Here is a 19,348-nt window from a genome sequence, read left to right on the forward strand (position 1 = left end):
ATGGCTGTGAGTTCAACCGCATTTGCCGCCGACGCCGAGGTGTCGCGCGAGCTGGCGACGATACGCAGCCAGCTGGCGATCGAATACGCCAAGATCGGCAATTACAAAGTGGCGCTGGAAACGGCGGACCTGGCCGTCGCCGCGGACCCGGCCTACGTCCCGGCCTATGTGTCCCGAGCCTATGTTTTGACCCAGTTGCGCGAAGAAGGGCCCGCCGAGGCCAATTACCGCAAAGCCCTGCAACTGGATCCAAGCAACCCGGAAGCGAACAATAATTACGGTTTGTTTCTGTGCGACCGAAACCGGTTGCAGGATTCTTTGTCCTATTTTCAGAAAGCGCTGGCCAACCCGCTGTATGATTCGCCTCAGACGGCTTATTTGAACCTGGGGCATTGCAGCGCCAAGGCCGGCAATAACGAGCAGGCCAACGATTACTTGCTGGCGGCGCTGCGCGCCGCGCCCAATTTCGCGCCCGCGCTGCGGGAATTAGCACAGTTGCATCTTGGGCTGGGTAATGCCAAATTGGCTGCTTTCTATTTCGAACGGATGGGCAAGGGCGCGGCGCTGCAAGCCGACGACCTGTGGCTGGGCGTGCAGATCGCGCGCAAGAGCGGCAACAGGGCGTTGGAAAGCGAATGTTCCGCCGCGCTCAAGAACCGTTATCCGGATTCCAAAGAAACACAACTGCTGTTGAGTGGAAGCTGAGGATGGAGCAACAATTCGAACAACAGGGACAGCCGACCGGTTCCAGCGTCGGCGCCCGGCTGAAAGCCGCTCGCGAAGCGGCCGGCATGGGCTTGGGGGAAGTCGCGGATAGGCTGAAACTGTCGATGCGGCAGTTGGAGGCGATAGAGCGCGACGATTTTACGATCTTGCCGGGCGCGACCTTCGTGCGCGGCTTCGTGCGCAATTACGCCCGCTTTTTGCAGATTGATCCCGAACCGTTGATGCACGCGCTGGACAGGCAGTTTCCTTCCGCCGTCAACGACGTCGCCAATCTGGTGCGCGACGGCGCGCACGAGGTTCCGGGGCATGTCGGCGAGCCGGCCGCGTCGGACGAAGGCGGCTCTTCAGGCAAATGGATTGTAGGCCTGTTGGTGATCGCGGCCCTGGGCGGCGGCGTCGCCTGGCTGGCCAGCAATCATGGCGGCGACAGCCGACCGGCCGCGGAAGCCTCCTCGGCCATCGCGACCGAACTGTCTTCGGCGCCGGCGGGCGAAGCCTCCGCTCCCGCGGCGTTTGCCGCGGAGACGCCGGCTTCCGCGCCGGCCGTCGCCGTCGCGCCCGTTCCGGCTTCCGCGCCGCAGCCGGTCAAGGCGGCCAACGTGGCCAGCGCGCCGGTCCAAACGGCGGCGCCGGCGGCCAAGCCTCAGGCCAGCGCCGCCGTTGCGGCGGCCAGCGGCAAGCTGGTGTTGACGGTCAAGGAGGCGGAAGCCTGGGTGTCGGTGGTGGACGCCACCGGCAAGAAGCTGGTGTTCCAGACCTTGCAGCCGGGCAGCACCCAGGAAGCGGTCGGCACCCCGCCGTTCAAGCTGGTGATCGGCAACGCCTCGCAAGTGGCGGTGAATTTCAATGGCCAAGCGGTGGACCTCTCGGACAAGATCCGCGGCACCACGGCAAAGCTGGAACTCAAGTAATTCAAGGTAGCGAATGGATAGCGTGAACATCGCGCGACGCCCCACCCTGCAGGCTAGGGTGGGGCATGTCATTGTAGGATCGGACGCTCCGGTGGTGGTGCAGTCCATGACCAACACCGACACCGCGGACGCGGCGGCCACGGTGCAGCAAGTGCTGGAGCTGGCGGAAGCCGGATCGGAGCTGGTGCGCATCACCGTCAACTCGCCGGAGGCGGCGGCCAAGGTGGCGGAAATCCGTCAACGGCTGGACGACGCCGGCTGTGCCGTTCCCTTGGTCGGCGATTTCCACTTCAATGGCGATCGCCTGCTGAGGGAGTACCCGGACTGCGCGCGCGCGCTGGCCAAATACCGGATCAATCCGGGCAATGTGGGCAAGGGCGCCAAGGGCGACGACAAGTTCGCCTTCATGATTCGCACCGCCATCGAGCACGGCAAGCCGGTGCGCATCGGCGTCAACTGGGGCAGCCTGGACCAGGCCTTGCTGGCGCGGATGATGGACGCCAACAACCGCGTCGCCCGGCCGCTGCCCTTGGAGCAGCTGATGCGCGAGGCCTTGATCGTCTCCGCGCTGGAGTCCGCCGACAAGGCGATGGAGCTGGGCCTGCCGGCCGAGCAGATTCTGCTGTCCTGCAAGGTCAGCAATGTGCAGGACCTGATCACCGTGTACCGCGACCTGGGCAGCCGCTGCAATTTCCCGCTGCACCTGGGTCTGACCGAAGCCGGCATGGGCTCCAAGGGCATCGTCGCGTCCAGCGCGGCGCTGGCGATCCTGCTGCAGCAAGGCATAGGCGACACCATCCGCATCTCGCTGACGCCGCAGCCGGGCGAGGCGCGCACCAAGGAAGTGGTGGTGGCGCAGGAGCTGCTGCAAACCATGGGCCTGCGCAGCTTCACCCCGCTGGTGACCGCTTGTCCGGGCTGCGGCCGCACCACCAGCACCTTTTTCCAGGAGCTGGCGGACCAGATCCAGAATTATCTGCGCACGCAAATGCCGGTGTGGCGTTTGCAATACCCGGGCGTAGAGGACATGAAGGTGGCGGTGATGGGCTGCGTGGTCAACGGCCCGGGGGAGAGCAAACTGGCCGATATCGGCATCTCGCTGCCCGGCACCGGCGAAGTGCCGGTGGCGCCGGTTTACGTCGACGGCCAAAAGGATGTTACCCTCAAGGGCGACAACATCGCCGCCGAGTTCACCGCCTTGGTTGATCGCTATGTGCAAAGCCGTTACGGCGAAGGCGGCGCCAAGCGCCGCGAGGGCGGCAGCCGCACCATCCCGATTCGTCCGGTAGGCGTTTGAGCGCGTTTGGCGCAATGACCGGGCACTGATTCAAGCGATATACAAGAAAACAAGCAATGGCTCAAAAATATCAAGCGGTCAAAGGCATGAATGACGTGCTGCCGGCCGAGTCCTACCAGTGGGAGTTCTTTGAAGGCAAGCTGCGCGAGTTGCTGGCCGACTACGGCTACCAGAACATCCGCACCCCCATCGTCGAAACCACGCCGCTGTTCGTTCGCGCCATCGGCGAAGTCACCGACGTGGTGGAGAAGGAGATGTACACCTTTATCGACAGCCTGAACGGCGACAGCCTGACGCTGCGCCCCGAAGGCACCGCCGGCACCCTGCGCGCGGTGGTCGAGCACAACCTTCTGTACAATGCCACCCAGAAGCTGTGGTATATGGGGCCGATGTTCCGTCACGAGCGCCCGCAAAAGGGCCGCTATCGCCAGTTCCATCAGATGGGGGTGGAGGCGCTGGGTTTTGGCGGGCCGGACATCGACGCCGAAATCATCGCGATGACCGCGGACCTGTGGCGCCGGTTGGGCCTGTCCCAGTATGTGCGCCTGGAAATCAATTCGCTGGGCAACCAGGAGGAGCGCGCCGCTCACCGTCAGGCGCTGATCGCCTATCTGGAACGGCACGTGGACATCCTGGACGAAGACGGCAAGCGCCGCATGTACAGCAATCCGTTGCGCGTGCTGGACACCAAGAACCCGGCCTTGCAGCAGATGGCCGACGAGGCGCCCAAGCTGTCCGACTATCTGGGCGAAGCGTCCCGCGCGCATTACGAAGGTTGGAAGGCGATGATCCGCGAACTGGGCGTCGACTTCGTGGAAAACCCGCGGCTGGTGCGCGGACTCGACTACTACAACCAGTCGGTGTTCGAATGGGTGACCAATGAGCTGGGCGCGCAAGGCACGGTTTGCGCCGGCGGCCGTTACGACGGCCTGATCGAACAACTGGGCGGCAAGCCGGCGGCCGGCATCGGCTTCGGCATGGGCCTGGAGCGCGTGGTGCTGTTGCTGCAGGACAAGCAATTGCTGCCGGCGCAACGCAGCGTCGACGTCTACCTGGTGAACCAGGGCGAAGGCGCGGGGCTGTACGCGATGAAGCTGGCGCAGAGCCTGCGCGCCGCCGGCCTGTCGGTGGTGCAGCACTTGGGCGAAGGCAGCTTCAAGTCGCAAATGAAAAAAGCCGACGGCTGCGGCGCGCAGTTCGCCGTCATCGTCGGCGAAGATGAAATCAAGACGGGTCAGGCGGTGATCAAGGTGCTGCGCGCCGAGATGGACCAGCAAACCGTGGCGGCGGAAGCGGTGGCCGCCACGCTGATCTCACTGAAAGCTTAAGGGAGAGGGGCGCAATGGCGTTCGACTTGCAGGAACAGGAACAGATTGATTCGATCAAGGCCTTCTGGCAACAGTGGGGCAAGCTGATCGCCGGCGTGCTGGCGGCGTCCGCGATTGCCTACCTGGGGTTCAAGGGCTATCGCTACTATCAGGAGCAGCAAGCGCAGAAGGCCGCGGCCGCTTACGAGAACATCGACGCGGCGGTGGCGGGCAAGGACATCGCCAAGCTGAAGTCCGCGGTGACGCTGCTGCAGAACGATTTCGGTTCTTCGGCCTACGCTACCCGCGGCTCGCTGATTCTGGCCAAGGCCGCTTTCGACAAGAGCGACCTCGCCTTGGCCAAGAGCCAGCTGGAATGGGTGCTGGCCAATAGCAAGGACGAATCGGCAAGCGCCATCGCCCGCCTGCGCCTGGCCTCCTTGCTGCTGGATCAGAAGGCTTACGACGCGGCGATCGCCGAACTGAACAAGGAACACGCGGCCGGTTTCGACGCGCTGTTCCTGGATTTGAAGGGCGATGTGCTGGTCGCCAAGGGCGACGCCGCCGCCGCGCGCGACGCCTATAAATCCGCTTTGGCCAAATTGGTGGGCGATTCGCCGAACCGCCAGTTCATCCAGACCAAACTCGACGCGCTGGGAGGCTGACCGCATGCGCCGCCAATTGTTGCTGACCGCTGTGCTGTCCTCCTCGCTGCTGGCCGGCTGCGCCAGCTGGTTCGAAGGCAATACCCAGTTCAAGCCCACCCCGCTGGCCGCGATCAAGCCCTTGCAGGGGCTGGACGTCAAATGGACGGCGGGCCAGGCCGCGCCGGCCGCCGGCTTCCTGCCGGTCTACGTCAACGGCCTGGTGGTGAGCGCCGACGCCGACGGCCATGTGCGCAGCATCGACGCCCTCAGCGGCCGCGTCAGCGCGGACGTGGATCTGAAGCGCAAGCTCAGCGCCGGCGTGGCCGTGGCCGGCGACATGGTGCTGGTGGGCACTCAGGACGCCAAGCTGCTGGCGGTGGAGCGCGCCAGCGGCAAAGTGCTGTGGCAGCAACCGCTGACCAGCCTGATGCTGGAGGCGCCGCAAGTGGCCGGCGACATGGTGCTGGTGCGCACCAACGACGCGCGCCTGACCGGCTTCTCCCTGACCGACGGCGGCAAGCAGCTGTGGTCCAGCGGCAATGTGTTGCCGCAGCTGACCGTGCGCAACAACGGCTCGATGCAGGCGGTGGGCAAGGAAGCGGTGATGGTGGGGCAGGCCGGCGGCCGCCTGGACATCGTCAACCCGCAAACCGGCAACGCCTTGTGGCAGGGCGCGGTGGCCAACCCGCGCGGCGCCACCGAACTGGAACGGATGACCGACGTGACGTCGCGGCCGGTGTTCGACGCCGGCCAGGTGTGCGCGGTGGCCTATCAGGGACGGGCGGCCTGCTTCGAGGCGCGTTCCGGCAATCTGTTGTGGGCGCGTGAAATCTCGTCCAGCCGCGGCCTCGCCGTGGATGGCCGCAATGTCTACGTGACCGCGGAAGACGGCTCGGTGTGGGCGTTCGACCGCGGCACCGGCCGCAATATCTGGAAAACCGACGACCTGAAATATCGGGACGTCACCGGCCCCGCGCTGCTGGGCCGCTTCGTGCTGGTTGGCGATGGCGAAGGTTACGCCCATCTGCTATCCAATGAGAGCGGCAGCATCGTGGGCCGAGTCAAGGTCGGGTCCGCCCTGGCCAATCAACCGGTGTCGCTGGGTTCGTCCGCCTTGATGCAAGGCAAGGACGGCCGCCTGGCGATGCTGACTTTGGGATAATAAAGCAGTATTCATGAAACCTACCGTAGCTCTGGTCGGCCGCCCCAATGTGGGCAAGTCGACCTTATTCAACCGGCTGACCCGCAGCCGCGACGCCCTGGTCGCCGACCAGCCCGGCCTGACGCGCGATCGCCACTATGGCCATGGCCGCGTGGGCGAAAAGCCGTATCTGGTCGTGGACACCGGCGGCTTCGAGCCGGTGGTGGACGAAGGCATTCTGTTCGAAATGGCCAAGCAGACGCTGCAGGCCGTGGACGAGGCCGATGCCGTGGTGTTCCTGGTGGACGGCCGCAACGGCCTGACGCCGCAAGACAAAATCATCGCCAACCGCCTGCGCCAGCTGCAGCGTCCGGTCTTCCTCGCCGTCAACAAGGCCGAGGGCATGCGCCACGCCATCGCCGGCGCCGAGTTCCATGAACTCGCGCTGGGCGAGCCGCTGGTGATTTCCGCCGCCCACGGCGACGGCGTGCGCGAATTGATGGAACTGGTGCTGGCGGACTTCCCGGAGGAAGTCGAGGAAGAAGCCTCGCGCCATCCCAAGTTCGCGGTGATCGGCCGGCCCAACGTCGGCAAGTCCACCCTGGTGAACGCCATTCTGGGCGAGGAGCGCGTGATCGCCTTCGACCAGGCCGGCACTACTCGCGACAGCATATATATTGATTTTGAGCGAGATGGCCATACCTACACCATCATCGACACCGCGGGCGTGCGTCGCCGGGCCAAGGTCAGCGAGATGCTTGAGAAATTCTCGGTGATCAAGACCATGAAGGCGATCGAAGACGCCAACGTGGCGGTGCTGGTGCTGGACGCTCAACTGGACATTTCCGAGCAGGACGCCACCATCGCCGGTTTCGCGCTGGAAGCGGGTCGGGCGCTGGTGGTGGCGGTGAACAAATGGGACAACCTGGACGGGGAGCAAAAGGAAACGGTGCGCCGCGAGATCGCGCGCAAACTGAACTTCCTGGATTTTGCAAAGTTCCATTACATCTCCGCCATTGAAGGCCGCGGCGTGGCAGACTTGTTCAAGTCCATCGACGAGGCGTACAAGGCGGCGATGGCCAAGCTGGCCACGCCCAAGCTGACCCGGGTGCTGCAAGTGGCGCTGGAACGCCAGCAGCCGCCGCGCTCCGGCCTGATCCGCCCGAAAATGCGCTACGCGCACCAGGGGGGGCAGAACCCGCCCATCATCGTGGTGCACGGCAATGCCTTGGACGCGGTGCCGAACAGTTATACCCGCTATCTGGAACATACTTTCCGGAAAGTGTTCAAGCTGCAGGGCACGCCGCTGCGCGTGCAGTACAAATCTTCGGACAATCCGTTCGACACCGACGACGGCAAGGAGAAGTCCCGAGCCAAGCCCAAGCCGATGTCCAAGATGCGCGGACGCGAAAAAGAAGTGCGTTACGGCAAGAACGGCAAGGGCAGCAGCAGTAAAAAATAGTACGCCGGGATGTTTTCTGCTAATAATAAGCAGACAACCGGGCTGTAAGGTTCAGTTAATACAACAATCAACGATTCGGAGAATAACGAATGAGCTCTAAAGGGCAAATGTTACAAGACCCGTTCCTGAACATCCTGCGTAAGGAACATGTGCCGGTGTCCATCTACCTGGTGAACGGCATTAAACTTCAGGGTCAGGTAGAATCCTTTGACCAGTACGTGGTGCTGTTGAAAAACACGGTGACCCAAATGGTGTACAAACACGCCATTTCCACCGTAGTGCCCGCCCGTCCGGTTAATCTTCCCCATGAACACCCGGTGCAAAAACAGGAGCAGCAAGACGCCTAAAGCGTTGCTGTGCTTGTGACCGGGCCGATGGGCCGCGCCGATCCGGCGCGGCTTGTCGGCCTTTTGTCTTTTGCGCCCCAACTATGGTTTCCGAATAGTGTTTGATCGTCCCGACTTAGGCGACCAGGCGGTTCTGGTCTGCCTGGATTTTGGAGATGCCGATTACCAGGAAAACATCGCCGAGTGCGCCGAGCTGGTCAGGAGCGCCGGCGTGGAGGTGATGGGCGTGGTGCAGGGCAAGCGGCAGCGCCCGGACGCCGCGCTGTTCGCGGGCAAGGGCAAGGTCGAGGAAATCGGCCTGCTGGTGCGCGCCACCGATGCCAATGTAGTGATATTCAACCACGCCTTGGCGCCTGGCCAAGAGCGCAATCTGGAGCGGGCGCTGCAGTGTCGAGTCATCGACCGCAACAGCCTGATCCTGGACATCTTCGCCCAGCGCGCGCGCAGCCACGAGGGCAAGCTGCAAGTCGAACTGGCTCAACTGTCGCATATGTCCACCCGCCTGGTGCGCGGCTGGACCCACTTGGAGCGGCAGAAGGGCGGCATCGGCCTGCGCGGCCCCGGCGAAACCCAGCTAGAAACCGACCGCCGTCTGCTCGGCATCCGCGTCAAGGCGCTGAAAGAGCGGCTGGCCCAGGTGCAAAAGCAACGCAACACCCAGCGCAAGGGGCGCGGCCGCGCCGGCATCGCCTCGGTGTCCATCGTCGGCTACACCAACGCCGGCAAGTCCACCTTGTTCAACGCCTTGACCAAGGCGCGCATCTACGCGGCGGACCAATTGTTCGCCACGCTGGACACCACCAGCCGCAAGCTGTTCCTCAATCACCAGACATCCATCGTGATTTCCGATACTGTGGGCTTTATCCGCGATCTGCCGCACACCCTGGTGGCCGCGTTTCGCGCTACCCTGGAGGAAACCGTGCGCGCGGATCTCCTGCTGCATGTGGTGGATTGCTCCAGCGATATGCGCGATGTGCAGATCGAGGAGGTCAACAAGGTGTTGGCCGAGATCGGCGCGGACGGCATTCCGCAATTGCTGGTCTGGAACAAATGCGATCTGCGCGAGATGGAGCCGGAGATCGAGCGCGACGCGGCGGGCCGTCCGGTTTCGGTGCGGGTTTCAGCCCTGACCGGAGCCGGCCTGGAACTCTTGCGCGCGGCGGTTGCCGAATGCGTGCATCCTTCCCAAAACAACCATAAAGACTATTACGAGCATGTCGCAGAATGACCCTAACCGAGGCCGCCGAGGCAATGAAGGGCCGCCGGACCTCGATGAAGTGTTCCGCAACCTAAATCAGAAGCTGTCGCGGCTGCTGGGCGCCAAAGGCAGCGGCGCCGGCGGCAGTCCCGCGTCCGGCGTCAAACCGCCGTTCAAGGGCGGCGCCATCGCCGTGGTCGGCGTATTGGCCGCGCTGTGGCTGGCCAGCGGTTTCTACGTGGTGGACGCGCGCGAGCAAGGCGTGGTGCTGCGCCTGGGCAGCTTCAACCGAGTGACCGAGCCGGGCCTGCAATGGCACGCGCCGTTCCCGATTGAGAAGGTGGAAATCGTCAACCTGACCGAAGTGCGCAGCGTGGAGGTGGGCTACCGCAACACCGCCCAAACGCGGGTGGCGGAAGAGTCGCTGATGCTGACTTCGGACCAGAACATCATCGACGTCCAGCTGTCGGTGCAATACGACATCAAGGACGCGCGCGCCTTCCTGTTCAACAACGCCTCGCGCGAGCGCGACGCCAAGGACATCGTCAAGCAGGCGACCGAAACCGCGATCCGCGAAGTAGTGGGCCGCAACAAGGTCGATTTCGTGCTGAACGAAGGGCGGACCCAGATCGCGGTCGAAACCCAGAAACTGATCCAGGAAGTGCTGGATCGTTATTCGCTGGGCGTGCGCATCGCCAAGGTCAACATCAACGCGGTACAGCCGCCCGAGCAGGTGCTGGCGGCGTTCGACGACGCGGTGAAGGCCGGCCAGGACAAGGACAAGTTGCGCAACGAGGGCCTGGCCTACGCCAACGAGGTGCTGCCCAAGGCCCAGGGCCTGGCCGCGCGTCTGCAGCAGGAGGCCGAAGCCTACGAGCAGAAAGTCGTCTCCCGCGCGGAGGGCGACGCGTCGCGCTTCAAGCAAGTGTTGTCTGAATACAACAAAGCGCCCAAGGTGATGCGCGATCGCCTGTATCTGGACATGATGCAGCAGATCATGAGCAGCACCACCAAGGTGGTGGTGGACCAGAAGGGCGGCAACAACCTGCTGTACCTGCCCTTGGACAAGCTGATCCAGCAGAGCAGCCCAGGCGCCTCCGGCGCGGCGGCGCCCGCCGCCAGCGCGGCGCCGCAGCCGGCGGAACAGACGCCGCCGGCCGCTCAGGCCGGCAATGCCAAAGGGGGGCGGGACGTGACCCGCGGGCGTGATTTTTTTGGGGCGGAGCGATAAGCAATGGATAGACTGATTCCGACTGTAGTTGCCATAGCCGGTGTGCTATTTGTTGCCAGCCTGTCGCTGTTCACCGTGGATCAGCGCCAATACGCGCTGGTTTTCCAGTTTGGCGAAGTGGTGCGCATCATCAAGGAGCCGGGTATCCAGTTCAAGGTGCCGCTGCTGCAAAACGTGCGTTATTTCGACCGCCGCGTGCAGACCATCGATGCGGAAGCGCCGGAATTGTTCAACACCCGCGAGAAAAAGAACGTGCTGGTGGACAGTTTCGTCAAATGGCGGGTGGTGGACGTTGAGCAGTTCTACAAGAGCGTGGGCTCCGAAGCCGCCGCTGTGGCGCGATTGAAACAGACCATCAACGACGGCCTGCGAGCGGAATTCGGCCAAAAAATGGTTGCCGACGTCATTTCCGGCAAGCGCGACCAGGTGATGGACACGGTTCGCAAGCGCGCGGACGCGGATGCGCGTAAAATAGGCGTACAAATTCTCGACGTGCGCTTAAAACGAGTCGATTTTCCGGATAAAATAAGCAGTTCGGTCTTCGATCGCATGCAGTCCGAGCGCCGCACCGTCGCCAGCCAGTTGCGCAGCGAGGGCGCCGCGGACGCCGAGCGCATCCGCGCCGAGGCGGACAAGCAGCGCGAAGTGGTGCTGGCCGAAGCGTATCGCCAGGCTCAGGACTTGAAGGGCAAGGGCGACGCCAAGGCGGCGGCGATCTATGCCGAGGCTTACGGCAAGAACCCGGACTTCTACGCCTTCTGGCGCAGCATGGACGCGTACAAGGAGTCGTTCAAGAACAAGAGCGACGTCTTGGTGCTGGAACCGAGCAGCGAGTTCTTCAAGTACTTCAAGAACCCGCAGTCCGGAGCGGCCAAGGCCAAGTAAGCGGCCAAGGCGGGCGGTTTGCGCCGCGCAAAACAATCGAGTATGGAACACTGGCCGGGGCGACCTGGCCAGTTTGCTGATAACAAGGCGGGACGCTTCCCGCCTTTTATTCTGTTGAAAAGAATCATGCGTAATTGGCTGTTACCGGAATACATCGCGGATATTCTGCCCGCCACCGCGCGCCAGGTGGAGTCCGCCAAGGCGGCGATGCTGGAAGGCTTTCGCGTGGCGGGCTACGAGTTGGTGCTGCCGCCGCTGATCGAATACATCGATTCGCTGATCGGCGAGGAAGATGCTTCGCTCGAGCTCAAGACCTTCAAGCTGGACGATCAGTTGTCCGGCCGGCAGATGGGCTTGCGCGCGGACATCACGCCGCAGGTGTCGCGCATCGACGCGCACCTGCTGGGCGAGCGCACCGGCGTGACCCGGCTGTGTTACGCCGGCAGCGTGGTGCATACCCGGCCGGACGGCCTGGCCGGCTCTCGCGAGCCGCTGCAGGTGGGGGCGGAGCTGTACGGCTACGCCGGCATCGAGGCCGACCTGGAAATCATCGAATTGATGCTGGGCACCTTGGAGCGCGCCGGCGTGTCCGGCCTGCGGCTGGACTTCGGCCATATGGCGATTTACCGCGGCATCGCCGCCGCCGCCGGTTTGTCGGCGGAAACCAGCCGGGCGCTGTTCGCCAAGCTGCAGAGCAAGGACGTGGCCAGCATTCGCGAATTGGTCAGCGATGTCGCCGAGCCGTATCGCAGCGCCTTCCTGGCCTTGCCGGAGCTGTACGGTCCTATCGAAGAGCTGGACCGGGCGCGTTCGCGTCTGCCGTCCTTGCCCGAGGTGGAGCTTGGCCTGATGCAGCTGTCCGCGGTGGCCAAGGCCTTGGAGGGCCGGGTGGCCTTGAGTTTCGACCTGACCGAATTGCGCGGCACCCAGTATCACAATGGCTTGCTGTTCGCGGCCTATGCTGAGGGCTGGGCCGAGGAACTGGCGCGCGGCGGACGTTACGACAATGTCGGCCGCCGTTTTGGCCGCGCCCGTCCGGCCACCGGCTTCAGCCTGGATTTGCGCGATCTGATCCGCATCCTGCCGGAGCAAGGCTCGGTCCGGGGCATCCGCCTGGCCGCCAAGCACTGGCCGCAGGCGCGGGCTGAAGTGGCCCGCCTGCGCGCGGCGGGCGAAATGGTGGTGATTGATTATCTGGGCGAGTCCGCCCAGGCCTTGAATTGCGATCGCGAGCTGACTCAGGACGGCTCGGATTGGCATGTGGTTTCATTTAACTGATTTTTGAATCTGACTGAAGAAGAGGCTTTTTCCAATGTCCAAGAACGTTGTCGTGATCGGTACCCAGTGGGGTGATGAGGGCAAGGGCAAGATCGTTGACTGGCTGACCGACCACGCGCGCGCCGTGGTCCGCTTCCAGGGCGGTCACAACGCGGGCCACACTCTGGTGGTGGGCGGCAAGAAAACCGTGCTGCGCCTGATTCCGTCCGGCATTCTGCGCGACGATGTCGAGTGCTTCATCGGCAATGGCGTGGTGTTGTCTCCGGAAGCCTTGCTCAAGGAGATCGACGAACTGGAAACCGCCGGCGTGAACGTCGCCGCGCGCCTGAAGATTTCCGAAGGCTGCCCGCTGATCCTGCCGTACCACGTCGCTTTGGACCAGGCGCGCGAAGCCGCCAAGGGCGCCGGCAAGATCGGCACCACCGGCCGCGGCATCGGCCCCTGCTATGAAGACAAGGTGGCGCGCCGCGCGCTGAAGGTGATCGACCTGTTCGATACCGCCCGTTTCGCCGAGAAGCTGAAAGAGAACGTCGAATACTACAACTTCATGCTGACCAAGCTGTTCCAGGCAGAGCCGGTGAGTTTCGACGTCATCCTGGCCGACACCCTGAAGCTGGCCGAGCGCATCAAGCCGATGGTGGCCGACGTGTCCCGCACCCTGTACGACATGAACCAGGCGGACATTCCGCTGCTGTTCGAAGGCGCGCAAGGCACCCTGCTGGATATCGACCACGGTACCTATCCGTACGTGACCTCGTCCAACTGCGTGGCCGGCGCTGCCGCGCCGGGCGCCGGCGTGGCTCCGCAGATGCTCAACTACGTGCTGGGCATCGTCAAGGGCTACACCACCCGCGTGGGTTCCGGTCCGTTCCCGACCGAACAGGAGAACGATATCGGCATGTTCCTGGCCAAGCGCGGCAATGAGTTCGGCTCGGTGACCGGTCGTCCGCGTCGCTGTGGCTGGTTCGACGCCGCCGCGCTCAAGCGTTCCATCCAGATCAACGGCGTGTCCGGCCTGTGCGTGACCAAGCTGGACGTGATGGACGGCCTGGAAGAGATCAAGCTGTGCGTGGGTTACACCCTGGACGGCGAGAAAGTGGACATTCTGCCGTTTGGTTCCGACGCGGTCAGCAAGTGCGTGCCGGTTTACGAAACCATGCCCGGCTGGAGCGAAAGCACCTTCGGCGCCAAGCGCTGGGAAGACCTGCCGGCCAATGCGCAGGCCTACCTGACCCGCATCGCCGAAGTTTGCGGCGCTCCGGTGGACATCATCTCCACGGGTCCGGATCGCGAAGAAACCATCGTGATGCGTCATCCCTACGGTCTGTAAGTCCGATTCGACCCTTAGTCGGAAACCCGCCTGCCAGGCGGGTTTTTTCATGTCCGCGGCCGGCGTAGACTGCCTGGGTCTGGTTTTCGAAAGCGAAACAAATGCAGCCATTGAATGTCGCCTTGGTGGGTTACGGCTATGCCGGCAAGACTTTTCACGCGCCCTTGATCGCCGCGACGCCCGAGTTGAGGTTGGCCGCCGTCGTCAGCAGCCGTCCGGACGCAGTACGGGCCGATTGGCCGCAAGCATCGGTGCTGGCCGGTCTGGAGCAGGCTTTGGCCGATCCGGCGATCGATATGGTCGTCATCGCCAGCCCCAACTCGCTGCATTATCCGCAGGCGCGCGCGAGCTTGCTCGCCGGCAAGCACGTGGTGGTGGACAAGCCGTTCACGGTGACGCAGGCGGAGGCGCGGGAGCTGTGCCGGATGGCGGAGCGGCCGGGCAGTCCGCTGCTGTCTGTGTTCCATAACCGGCGCTGGGATGCGGACTTTCTGGCGCTTAAAGACTTGCTGGGCAGCGGCGAGCTGGGGGCGCTCAGCCACTTCGAGTCTCATTTCGATCGCTATCGGCCGCAAGTGCGCGCGCGTTGGCGCGAGCTGGATCAGCCGGGCGCCGGGCTGTGGTACGACCTGGGGCCGCATCTGATCGATCAGGCCTTGCAGTTGTTGGGTTGGCCGCAGACGATTTATGCGAGTTTGTCCAAGCAGAGGGTCGGCGCGCAGGCTGCGGATTACTTTCACGTGCAGTTGGCTTATGAGGGGCATCAGGCGGTATTGCACGCCTCCTGCCTGGTCAGCGGCGGCGCTCCGCGCTTTAGTCTGCACGGCTCGCTCGCCAGTTACGTCAAGTTCGGCCTGGATGGTCAGGAAGACTATTTGAAGCGCGGCGGTCGCCCCGGCGAAGAGGGCTGGGGTGTGGACCTTGCGCCGGGCATTTTGTACCGTCAGCGGGACGACGAGGAGCTCCGCGAATCCCGGCCGGCGCCCTTGGGAGACTATCGCGAATACTATCGCGCGGCGGCGCGCGCCGCGCGAGGCTTGGGAGCCAATCCAGTGACGGCGCGGGAGGCGTGGCGGGTGATGGCCTTGCTGGAGCAGGGGGAGAGGAGCGCCCGGGAAGGCCGGCGTCTGTTCTGCCTCCCGCTTGCTTGAGTGCGACCGGGGGCGCGCGTCTCGCTTTACGTTTCGACATCATTTGCGACGCCGGTCCCGTCGTTCTTGCGGCGGCGGGTGCTACACTGGCGTTTCCGCCTCCTGAAGTTTGATCGTCATGCAGCTCAAGCTCGCCGCCGGTATGGTGACCCCGTTGATCGTGGCCACCGCCTTGTTCATGGAGAACATGGACGCCACCGTGATATCCACCTCCTTGCCGGCCATCGCGCGCGACCTGTTGGTGGATCCGATCGGCTTGAAATTGGCGTTGACGTCCTATTTGGTCAGCCTGGCCGTGTTTATCCCCATCAGCGGCTGGATGGCGGACCGTTTCGGTTCGCGGCGTATTTTCCGTGCCGCCATCGCCGTCTTCGTATTGGGTTCCGTGTTGTGCGCGCTCAGCAATACGCTAGGCGGTTTCGTGCTGGCGCGTTTTGTGCAGGGCATTGGCGGCGCGATGATGGTGCCGGTGGGGCGTTTGGTGATTTTGCGCACCACCGCGAAAGCGGACCTGGTGCGGGCGCTCAGCTATCTGACGGTTCCCGCCTTGCTGGGGCCGGTCATTGGACCGCCCTTGGGCGGTTTCATCAGCACCTATCTGCATTGGCGCTGGATATTCTTGATCAATATCCCGATCGGCGTGTTGGGTTGGGTGCTGGCCAGGCGCCACATCGAAGACTTGAAGGATGAGGAGCTGCCGCCGCTGGACTGGCTGGGCTTTGCCCTGAGCGGCGTCGGCCTGTCCTTGTTGATGCTGGGCCTGGCTTCCGAGGGCAAGCATTTGATCTCGGCGCAATGGTCCGTCCTGCTGGCCGTGGTGGGCGCCGGCTTGTTGTGGCTTTACCTGCTGCATTACCGCCGCGCGGCGCATCCCTTGCTGGACTTGTCCTTGCTGCGCTTGCCCACCTTTCATGCCGGCGTGGTGGGGGGCTTCATGTTCCGCGTCGGCATCGGCTCCACGCCTTTTTTGCTGCCGCTGATGCTGCAGCTGGGATTGGGGCTCAATCCTTTTGTCTCGGGCTTGCTGACGTGTTCTACCGCGGTGGGCGCCATTTTCATGAAGACGCTGGTGATGCGCATACTGCGACGCTATGGTTTCCGCCGGGTATTGATGGCTAATAGCGTGCTTGCAGGGATTTCCATTGCCGCGTACGCCTTGTTCTACGAAGCACCGAGCTATGTCTGGATGTTGCTAGTCTTTGTGTTGGGCGGCTGCCTCCGCTCCTTGCAGTTCACCAGTCTGAACGCGATCTCTTTTGCCGAGGTCGAGCCGGCCGGCATGAGTCACGCCACCAGCCTTTCCGGCGTGGCGCAGCAGCTGGCTGCGGGGTTGGGGGTGACGGTGGGGGCTTTCGTCGTGCAGGGGGTGGGCCTGTTGCATGGACACGCGCATTTGACCGTGGTCGACTTTGCCTGGGCTTTCGCCATCATGGGCGTCTTGACCATGCTGTCCGGCCTGATGTTCGCCAGTTTGGACCCTCGCGCCGGCGATGAGTTGGCCTCGCGCTAATGCGGGCGGGGGAGGAATGCAAAAACCCCGTTGATCATAAATCAACGGGGTTTTATTGGTGCCCAAGAGAAGACTCGAACTTCCACACCCTTGCGGGCGCTAGGACCTGAACCTAGTGCGTCTACCAATTCCGCCACCTGGGCATAAAACTTAAATTGTCTTACCGCTAGACTACGATATAAACACCATCGAAGCCGTTAAAACTGTTGGTGCCCAAGAGAAGACTCGAACTTCCACACCCTTGCGGGCGCTAGGACCTGAACCTAGTGCGTCTACCAATTCCGCCACCTGGGCCAACCAGATTGTTACTATACAGAGCGAACATCACGATTACAATAGAGTAAATCAGTGGTGCCCAAGAGAAGACTCGAACTTCCACACCCTTGCGGGCGCTAGGACCTGAACCTAGTGCGTCTACCAATTCCGCCACCTGGGCTTCGCTTTGCTGTATTATTTCGCTGCATCTCTGCAACGAGATGCGAATTATAGACATATTCTTGAGGGTGTCAATGGCTAGAACACAAAAAAAACAAAAGACCCTGTCCCTCCGCGAACAGGACCCCTTCCTGGAACGGGAAAAACTTAAATATTCCAATCCCTTGCCGAGCCGAGAGTTCGTTTTAAAAATTTTGGCCGAGCAGGGGGTGCCGCTGTTTCCTGACGAATTGGCGCGCATGTTATCGATTGCGCGGGCCGAATCTATTTATTTCGAACGTCGCTTGCGGGCGATGGAACGTGACGGCGAAATCATCATCAATCGCAAAGGCGCGGTCTGCGTCGCTCAAAAGCTGGACCTGATCAAGTGCAAAGTGTCCGGTCATCGCGACGGCTACGGTTTCGCCATTCCGGACGAAGGCGAAGGCCAGGGCGGCGATATTTTCCTGCCCGAGCGGGAAATGAAGAAAGCGATGCATGGCGATCGAGTAATGGTCCGTCCGTCCGGCGTCGATCGTCGAGGCCGCCAGGAAGGCAAGATCGTTGAGGTGCTGGACCATGTGGTAACGCGGCTGGTTGGCCGCATCAACCGGGTCCGGGGTGTGTGGGTGGTGACGGCGGAAGACCGCCGCATCAACCACGACATTCTGATTGAGCCGGGCGGCGAGGCGGGCGCCAAGGACGGCCAGGTGGTGATGGTGGAAATCCTGCAGCACCCGGACGCCTACCGTCAGCCTGTCGGCCAGGTGGTGGAAGTGCTGGGCAATTACGCCGATCCCGGCATGGAGATCGAGATCGCGCTGCGCAAGCACGACCTGCCCCATCAATTCCCGGAGGCGGTGCTGGCCCAAGCCAAGGCGACGCCGAAGAAGGTGCGCAAGAAAGACTGGACCAAGGACCGCGTCGATCTGCGCGACCTGCCCTTGGTGACGATAGACGGCGAAACCGCGCGCGACTTCGACGACGCCGTGTACGCCGAGAAGCAGGGCAAGGGCTTCCGTCTGGTGGTGGCTATCGCCGACGTCAGTTTCTACGTGGAGCCTGGCGACGCTTTGGATCAGGAGGCGCTCAATCGCGGCACTTCGGTTTATTTCCCGCGCCGGGTCATTCCCATGCTGCCGGAAGCCTTGTCCAACGGCATTTGCTCGCTGAATCCGGATGTGGAGCGGATGTGCATGGTCTGCGATATGCAGATCAACGCCAAGGGCGCGGTCAAACGCTACCAGTTCTATCCCGCGGTGATGCTGTCCAAGGCGAGGCTGACCTACACCCAGGTTTGGGACTGGATCCAGAAGGGAAGCGACAGCCCGCTGCTGCCGCAGATACAGACGCTGTACTCCTTGTTCAAAGTGCTGCTGGCCGCGCGCAGTCAGCGCGGGGCGATCGAGTTCGACTCGGTGGAAACCCAGATGATCTTCAACGACGCGGGCAAGATCGAGCGCATCGTGCCGGTCGTGCGCAACGACGCGCACCGCCTGATTGAGGAGTGCATGCTGGCGGCCAACGTCTGCGCGGCAGATTTCCTGGAGCAGAACGGACACAAGGCCTTGTATCGGGTGCATGAAGGGCCGACTGAAGAGAAACTGGAAAATCTGCGCAACTACCTGCGCCTGGTCGGCCTGAGCCTGGACGGCGGCGAAAAGCCCACCGCCAAGGACTACGCCAAGCTGGCCGAACAGATACATGGCCGTCCGGACGCACCGGTATTGCAGACCATGCTGTTGCGTTCGATGCAGCAGGCGGTTTACACGCCGGACAACAACGGCCACTTCGGTCTGGCTTACGAGGCTTATGCGCACTTCACCTCGCCGATCCGCCGTTACCCGGACCTGCTGGTGCATCGCTCGATCAAGGCGGTGCTCAAAGGCGGCAAATACAAACCAGGCAAGTGGGCGCAACTGGGCGTGCATTGCTCGATGACCGAGCGTCGCGCGGATGATGCCAGCCGCGACGTCGAGTCCTGGCTGAAAACCTACTATATGAGGGACAAGGTCGGCGAGATCTTCAAGGGCAAGATTTGCGCGGTGACCAGCTTCGGCGTCTTCGTGTTGTTGGACGACGTGTACGTCGAGGGGCTGGTGCACATCTCCGAACTGGGCAAGGACTACTTCCACTTCAAGAAGGACGTTCAGGCGATTGTCGGCGAGAAGAGCGGCATGCAATACCGCTTGGGCGATACGCTGACGGTGAAGGTGATGAGCGCAAATCTGGAGAGCGCCCAAGTCGACTTCGCCCTGGTTAAAGAGGGCGACCTGCCTGTCGCCCGGCCGGTGCCCGCGCGCAGCGCCGGCCCGAGACAGGGCGGTTCGAGGCGGCCTGCCGAGTCCAAGCCTGCAGAGGTGAAACCTGCCGCATTGCCGACGGCGCCCAGGGGGCGCAGCAGAGGGGCGGCTCAAGCGCCGGCACCGAAGCCCGCGGCCAACAAGCCTGTGGCTACCCAGCCGACAGCAAGCAAGCCGACAGCAAGCAAGCCGACAGCAAGCAAGCCGACA

The 19,348-nt window shown here is 62.9% G+C and carries 16 protein-coding genes and 3 tRNA genes; 16 read left to right on the forward strand and 3 right to left on the reverse strand.

All coding sequences use genetic code 11. From position 1 onward, the window contains the following. The 15 genes from pilW to JW897_RS16015 all read left to right on the forward strand — a co-directional run bounded on the left by pilW (nt 1) and on the right by JW897_RS16015 (nt 16,421). Complete coding sequence (pilW, locus tag JW897_RS15945) at nt 1-705, forward strand: type IV pilus biogenesis/stability protein PilW (RefSeq protein ID WP_048415958.1); 705 nt, start codon at nt 1-3, stop codon at nt 703-705. 2 nt (nt 706-707) lie between these two features. Next, complete coding sequence (locus JW897_RS15950; RefSeq protein WP_048415957.1) at nt 708-1,637, forward strand: RodZ domain-containing protein; 930 nt, start codon at nt 708-710, stop codon at nt 1,635-1,637. A gap of 13 nt (nt 1,638-1,650) precedes the next feature. Beyond that, nucleotides 1,651-2,934 (forward strand): flavodoxin-dependent (E)-4-hydroxy-3-methylbut-2-enyl-diphosphate synthase, encoded by a 1,284-nt coding sequence (ispG, locus tag JW897_RS15955; RefSeq protein ID WP_205466897.1) that lies wholly within the window; start codon nt 1,651-1,653, stop codon nt 2,932-2,934. Between the two features lie 56 nt (nt 2,935-2,990). Next, on the forward strand, nt 2,991-4,262 hold the full coding sequence (gene hisS / locus JW897_RS15960) for a histidine--tRNA ligase (RefSeq protein ID WP_205466898.1): 1,272 nt from the start codon (nt 2,991-2,993) through the stop codon (nt 4,260-4,262). A 14-nt stretch (nt 4,263-4,276) separates the two neighbouring features. Beyond that, the gene (locus JW897_RS15965) at nt 4,277-4,906 is read left to right on the forward strand and encodes a YfgM family protein (protein ID WP_205466899.1); all 630 of its coding nucleotides are present in this window, start codon (nt 4,277-4,279) and stop codon (nt 4,904-4,906) included. 4 nt (nt 4,907-4,910) lie between these two features. Continuing rightward, nucleotides 4,911-6,050, forward strand: coding sequence for an outer membrane protein assembly factor BamB (gene bamB, locus JW897_RS15970; RefSeq protein ID WP_205466900.1), 1,140 nt, complete (start codon nt 4,911-4,913; stop codon nt 6,048-6,050). A 13-nt stretch (nt 6,051-6,063) separates the two neighbouring features. Next, nucleotides 6,064-7,491: a ribosome biogenesis GTPase Der gene (gene der, locus JW897_RS15975; RefSeq protein ID WP_048415952.1), complete on the forward strand. Its 1,428-nt coding sequence runs from the start codon at nt 6,064-6,066 to the stop codon at nt 7,489-7,491. A gap of 89 nt (nt 7,492-7,580) precedes the next feature. Beyond that, nucleotides 7,581-7,838 carry an RNA chaperone Hfq gene (gene hfq / locus JW897_RS15980; RefSeq protein WP_039756760.1) on the forward strand — a complete coding sequence of 86 codons (258 nt, stop codon included), beginning with the start codon at nt 7,581-7,583 and terminating at the stop codon, nt 7,836-7,838. 97 nt (nt 7,839-7,935) lie between these two features. Continuing rightward, nucleotides 7,936-9,066 (forward strand): ribosome rescue GTPase HflX, encoded by a 1,131-nt coding sequence (gene hflX, locus JW897_RS15985; RefSeq protein ID WP_048415951.1) that lies wholly within the window; start codon nt 7,936-7,938, stop codon nt 9,064-9,066. Next, a complete protein-coding gene (hflK, locus tag JW897_RS15990; protein WP_048415950.1) occupies nt 9,053-10,267 on the forward strand; it encodes an FtsH protease activity modulator HflK in 1,215 nt (404 codons plus the stop codon). The genes hflX and hflK overlap by 14 nt, the downstream gene beginning before the upstream one ends. 3 nt (nt 10,268-10,270) lie before the next feature. Beyond that, nucleotides 10,271-11,152, forward strand: a complete 882-nt coding sequence (gene hflC / locus JW897_RS15995) for a protease modulator HflC (RefSeq protein ID WP_048415949.1) — start codon at nt 10,271-10,273, stop codon at nt 11,150-11,152. A 126-nt stretch (nt 11,153-11,278) separates the two neighbouring features. Beyond that, nucleotides 11,279-12,430, forward strand: coding sequence for an ATP phosphoribosyltransferase regulatory subunit (locus JW897_RS16000; protein WP_048415948.1), 1,152 nt, complete (start codon nt 11,279-11,281; stop codon nt 12,428-12,430). 34 nt (nt 12,431-12,464) lie between these two features. After that, complete coding sequence (locus JW897_RS16005) at nt 12,465-13,760, forward strand: adenylosuccinate synthase (RefSeq protein ID WP_048415947.1); 1,296 nt, start codon at nt 12,465-12,467, stop codon at nt 13,758-13,760. A 101-nt stretch (nt 13,761-13,861) separates the two neighbouring features. After that, entirely contained in the window at nt 13,862-14,911 is a 1,050-nt protein-coding gene (locus JW897_RS16010; RefSeq protein WP_205466901.1) for an oxidoreductase, read from the forward strand. Between the two features lie 118 nt (nt 14,912-15,029). Continuing rightward, the gene (locus JW897_RS16015) at nt 15,030-16,421 is read left to right on the forward strand and encodes an MFS transporter (protein WP_240352232.1); all 1,392 of its coding nucleotides are present in this window, start codon (nt 15,030-15,032) and stop codon (nt 16,419-16,421) included. Between the two features lie 56 nt (nt 16,422-16,477). On the opposite strand, the gene JW897_RS16020 is transcribed toward JW897_RS16015, so the two are convergent. The 3 genes from JW897_RS16020 to JW897_RS16030 all read right to left on the reverse strand — a co-directional run bounded on the left by JW897_RS16020 (nt 16,478) and on the right by JW897_RS16030 (nt 16,857). After that, a tRNA-Leu gene (locus JW897_RS16020) sits at nt 16,478-16,564 on the reverse strand. A gap of 64 nt (nt 16,565-16,628) precedes the next feature. After that, nucleotides 16,629-16,715, reverse strand: a tRNA-Leu gene (locus JW897_RS16025). A gap of 55 nt (nt 16,716-16,770) precedes the next feature. Next, nucleotides 16,771-16,857, reverse strand: a tRNA-Leu gene (locus JW897_RS16030). Nucleotides 16,858-16,930: 73 nt separating this feature from the next. Here JW897_RS16030 and rnr point away from each other — a divergent pair. Then, nucleotides 16,931-19,348: ribonuclease R (gene rnr / locus JW897_RS16035; protein ID WP_205466902.1), on the forward strand; the 2,418-nt coding region annotated here is incomplete at its 3' end.

The organism is Chromobacterium alkanivorans (assembly GCF_016937655.1).
Lineage (GTDB): Bacteria > Pseudomonadota > Gammaproteobacteria > Burkholderiales > Chromobacteriaceae > Chromobacterium > Chromobacterium alkanivorans.